The sequence below is a fragment of the Kitasatospora sp. NPDC057542 genome (genome assembly GCF_042801945.1).
Taxonomy (GTDB): Bacteria; Actinomycetota; Actinomycetes; order Streptomycetales; family Streptomycetaceae; genus Kitasatospora.
In genome coordinates this window covers 1-4,953 of the sequence record NZ_JBHVFE010000583.1, presented here as the reverse complement: position 1 = coordinate 4,953, position 4,953 = coordinate 1, and the positions used below count along the sequence as shown (strand labels likewise).

The 4,953-nt window shown below is 73.3% G+C and carries 2 protein-coding genes; both read right to left on the bottom strand.

Translation table 11 applies throughout. From position 1 onward, the window contains the following. The coding region (locus tag ACFU7Y_RS40065; RefSeq protein ID WP_380771302.1) for an MbtH family protein at positions 1-99 on the bottom strand (99 nt) is incomplete at its 3' end. A 5-nt stretch (positions 100-104) separates the two neighbouring features. Further along, positions 105-4,953: amino acid adenylation domain-containing protein (locus ACFU7Y_RS40060; RefSeq protein WP_380771301.1), on the bottom strand; the 4,849-nt coding region annotated here is incomplete at its 5' end.

Below are 4,953 nucleotides of genomic sequence, written 5' to 3'. Positions count from 1 at the left end.
CTCGGGGACGTCCGCGAACTGGGGCCAGAGCGAGTGCTGGTTCTCGTCGTTGACGAGCACGAGGAAGGTGCCGTCCTGGTCGTCGAAGGGGTTGGCCATGGGAATCAGTCCTCCTGGTGGGAAAGGCGGGAAGGGGTGCTTTCACCGGTGAGCTCGGCGAGGCGGGCGGCCACGATCGGCCCGATCTGGGCGAGCGCGCCCGGCTGGGTCATCCGGTCGTGGCGGGTGGTGATGTCGTACGGGTCGATCCGGCCGGTGACGTACGGCCGCCAGGTCCCGGAACCGGCCGAGTCCTCGGTGCGGTCGATCGTGGAGTTGAAGAGCAGCAGGCCTCCCTCGAACCTGCCGGGGGCATGGGTGGCCGCCAGCTCGGCGTTGTTGATCATGATCCGGACGACGGCCTCGATGCGCTGCTCGTCCAGGTGCGCCAGGGCACTGCCCCGGCGCCGGAGGATCTCGGCGACCTCGGCGTAGGACAGCGGTCCCTCGCCGAGTTCGGCGGGATCGCAGTCGAGGATGCCGACGAGCACGTCCCGCTCGGTGGGCACGGGCGACTCTTCGAGCACCACGTCCTTGACCGGGTAGGCGTCGAGGGCCGCCAGCAGTTCGGTGCGTTCGCCGCGGGCCTGGAGCTCGCAGGCGATCGCGTGGGCGATCAGCCCGCCGGCGGACCAGCCGAGCAGCCGGTACGGGCCGTCGGGCTGGATCTTCTGGATCTGGTCGGCGTAGTCGGCCGCCATCTCCTCGTAGGACGTGGGCAGGGTCTCGGCGCGCGCGAGGCCGCGCGCCTGGATCGCGTAGACCGGGTACTCCGGGCCGAGGTGGTTCAGGAGCCCGGAATAGCACCAGCTGATGCCACCACCGGGGTGGATGCAGAACAGCGGCGGGCGGGTGCCCGTCGACCGCAGCGGGAGCACCGCGTCGAAGGAGTCCTCGGGGTCGTTCATCGCGAGACGGCTCGTGAGGCCGGCCACGGTGGGTGCCTCGAACAGCGTGCGCAGGCCCACCGGGACGCCCAGCGTCTCACGGACGCGCGACACCAGTCGGGCGGCCAGCAGGGAGTGCCCGCCGAACTCGAAGAAGCTGTCGTCGATGCACACCTGCTCCCGGCCGAGGACCTCGGCGAACAGGCCGCACAACAACTGCTCCTGCGGGGTGCGTGGGCCTCGGCCGGCACCCGCCGCCCGGTACTCGGGGGCGGGAAGGGCGGCCCGGTCCAGCTTGCCGTTGGCGGTCAGCGGCAGCGCGTCCAGCACCACGAACGCCGACGGCACCATGTAGTCGGGCAGTTCGCGGCCGAGGCGGCGGGCGAGGTCGTCCGGCACGGGCGCGTCCTCGTCGACGGGCACCAGGTAGGCGACCAGGCGCTTGTCGCCCGGCCGGTCCTCGCGGACCACGACGGCGGCTTGGGCGATGCCGGGGAGGCCGGTGAGCGCGATCTCGATCTCACCGGGCTCGATCCGGAAGCCACGCAACTTGACCTGGCCGTCGGCCCGGCCGGCGAACTCCAGGGTTCCGTCGGCCCGCCAGCGGGCGAGGTCGCCCGTGCGGTACATACGCTGCCCGGCGGGACCGTACGGGTCCGCGACGAACCGCCCGGCGGTCAGGCCGGGCTTGGCCAGGTACCCCCGGGCCAGGCCCACCCCCGCGAGGTACAGCTCGCCGACCGCGCCCGGCACCGCCGGCCGCAGTCCGGCGTCGAGCAGGTGGAGCCGCATGTTCGCCATCGGCCGGCCGAGCGGAAGGGCTCGGGCAGGGACGGGTGGTGCGCTCAGCGGCTGGGACACCGCGAACGTGGTGGTCTCGGTCGGTCCATAGACGTGGACCACCGAAGTCCCGGGGCACGCGGCCATCACCCTGGCGACCGCGGTGGGCGACACCACGTCACCTCCCGTCCACACTTCGCGCACCCCTGCGAAGCAGTCCGGCTGTTGCTCCGCCGCGAGGTGGAACAGGCCGACCGTCAGGAACAGCCCGGTCACGCCGTGTCGGCCGATGACCTGCGCCAACGCGCCGACATCGAGGTGCCCGGAAGGTGCCAAGACGATCCGCCCGCCGCCCAGCAGCGGCACCCACAGCTCGTAGGTCGCGGCGTCGAAGGCCGCCGGGGAGTGGAGCAGAACGCTCCGGTGACTGCCGTTCGCCCAGCCCGGGTCGAACGCCAGGCCCGCGACGTCCCGGTGCGTCACCCCGATCCCCTTGGGCTTCCCGGTGGAGCCGGAGGTGTACATCACGTACGCCAACTGCCGTGGATCGCACACGACTTCCAGGTCGGAGTCATCGCTCTCAGCCTGGCTCAGCGCGGTGAGCACGTCCTCGGTGAGCACCAACGCCGCGCCGGTCTCGCGGATGATCAGGTCGATCCGGGAGGACGGGAAGCGCGGGTCGAGAGGCACGTAGGCACCGCCCGCCTTGACGATCGCCAGGATCGCGACGACGAGTTCCGCCGAGCGCTCCAGCAGCACCGCCACCGGGGTCTCCGGCCGGACGCCCTGGCCGATCAGTGCCCGGGCCAGCCGGTTGGAGCACAGGTCGAGCTCCCGGTAGGTCAGTTCGGCCGTGCCCGCGACCACCGCGACCGCGTCCGGTGTGGCGGCCACCCGGCGGGCGAACAGCTCCGGCAGACCGGCTTCGGGCAGTTCGGCGTCGGTCCGGTTGAATCCGACCAGCAGCTCACGGCGTTCCTCGCCGGACAGCAGGTCGAGCCGGCCGATCGGCCGGTCCGGCTCGGCGGCGGCCGCCCGCAGCAGCCGCACCCAGCGGGCGAACAGCAGCTCCACGGTGGCCGGGTCGAAAAGGTCGGTCGCGTACTCCACCGCGCCGAGCACGCCCGCCGGGACGCCGTCCGGGCCGTACTGCTCGGCCAGGCTGACGGTCAGGTCGACGCGGGCGGTGCCGGTCGGGGCCTCCAGGTGGGCGGTCTCCAGCCCTGGCAGGGCGAACTCGCCGGCCGGGGCGTTCTGGAGCGCCAGCATGACCTGGAACAGCGGGTGGTGGGCCAGCGACCGGGTGGGGTTGACGGCTTCGACCAGGTACTCGAACGGCACGTCCTGGTGGGCGTAGGCGGCCAGCGCCTTCCGCCGTACCCGGCCGAGCAGTTCGGCGAAGCCGGGGTCACCGCCGGTGTCGGTGCGCAGCACCAGGGTGTTGACGAAGAACCCGACGAGCTCGTCCAGCGCCTGATCGGTCCGCCCGGCGATCGGGCTGCCGATCGGGATGTCGGTGCCGGCGCCGAGCCGGGTGAGCAGGGCGGCGAGGCCGGCCTGGAGCACCATGAACATGCTGGCGCCGTGGCCGGTGGCCAGGTCCCGCAGCTCCCGGTGGAGGTCCGCGTCGAGCCGGACCGCGATCCGGCCACCGCGCTGGGAGGCCTCGGCTGGCCGGGGCCGGTCGGCGGGCAGCCGCACCTGGTCCGGCAGGCCTGCCAACTCCTCCTTCCAGTAGCCGAGTTGCCGGGCGAACAGACTGTCCTGGTCGGCCGCCTCGCCGAGCAGGTCGCGCTGCCACAGCGTGTAGTCGGCGTACTGGACCGGCAGTGGGGACCACTGCGGCTCCTCCGCCCGGCAGCGGGCCGCGTAGGCCGACGCCAGATCCCGGGAGAGCGGGCCCATCGACCAGCCGTCGGCGGCGATGTGGTGGACCACGACGAGCAGCACGTGCCGCTCGGGGGCGAGCACGTACAGCTCCGCCCGGACCGGCGGCTCGGCGGCCAGATCGAAGCCGCGCTGGGCACCCCGTGCCAGTCGCTCGGACAGCTCGTTCTCGGCGAGCTCGATCGCCGGGAGCTCCGGGTACGCCTTCGCCGCGCCGAGCACGAGCTGGTACGGCTCCCCCTCCACCTCCCTCAGAACGGTCCGCAGGCTCTCGTGCCGGGCGATCACGTCCGCCAGGGCGGCCCGCAGGGCCTGCCGGTCGAGCGGGCCGTCCAGGCGCAGTGCGAGCGGCATGTTGTAGGTGGCGCTCGGCCCGTCCATGCGGTGCAGGAACCAGAGGCGGCGCTGGGCGAAGGACAGCGGGACCCGGTGCGGGCGGGGCCGGGCGGTCAGCGCGGGCCGTTCCGTGACGGAGCCGTCGAGACGGGCCGCCAACCCGGCCACGGTCGGGGTCTCGAACAGCGTCCGGACCTCCAGTTCGGCACCGAGGACCGCCCGGATACGGGAGGCCAGCCGGGTTGCCAGCAGCGAGTGCCCGCCGAGGTCGAAGAAGCTGTCCTCGACGCCCACCCGGGGCAGCCCGAGCAGGTCGGCGAAGAGTTCGGCGAGCAGTTGCTCCTGCGGGGTGCGCGGTGCCCGCCCGCCGGTGGCCGCTCCCAGGTCGGGGGCGGGCAGGGCTCGACGGTCGAGCTTGCCGCTGGCCGTCAGCGGCATCGCGTCCAGGACCACGAGGGCCGAGGGCACGAGGTACTCGGGCAGGCGTTCACGCAGCCGCTCGCGCAGTTCGGCGACCAGGGCGCCGCTGGTGCGGCTGCCGGTCGGGCGGTTGGTGAGCGAGGACAGCGCGGCGCCGGCCGGCCGCGACGGCCGGTAGGCCTCGACGGGGGCGTCTCCCGGCCGGTCCGCGAAGAGCACGTCGAGGGCTTCGGGCACGTCGGCTGACCAGGTGACGTCCACCCGGAGGCCGAGGTCCTCGGCGAGGGCGTGGAAGTCCTCCGGGTCGGGGAGGTTGTCATCCTCCGGGGCGTGCAGCCGTTCCCGCAGCTCGGCGAGCGTGCCGTCGCCGTTCTGCACCGCCCGGGCCAGGTCGGCCTCGCGTGCGACCCGGCGGTTCGGCACCCCGGTGAGGCGGACCGGGCCGGTGCCGGGCCGCCTGAGCAGTTCGCGCAGTTCCGCAAGGTCGGCAACGTCCCGGTTCCAGCTCAGGTCCCGCGCCTCGACCGGTACGGCCGTCCGCTTGTGCAGCGTCACGTCGTAGCGGTAGCGGGTCAGTTCGTTGTGGTGGCGGCCGCGCTTGACC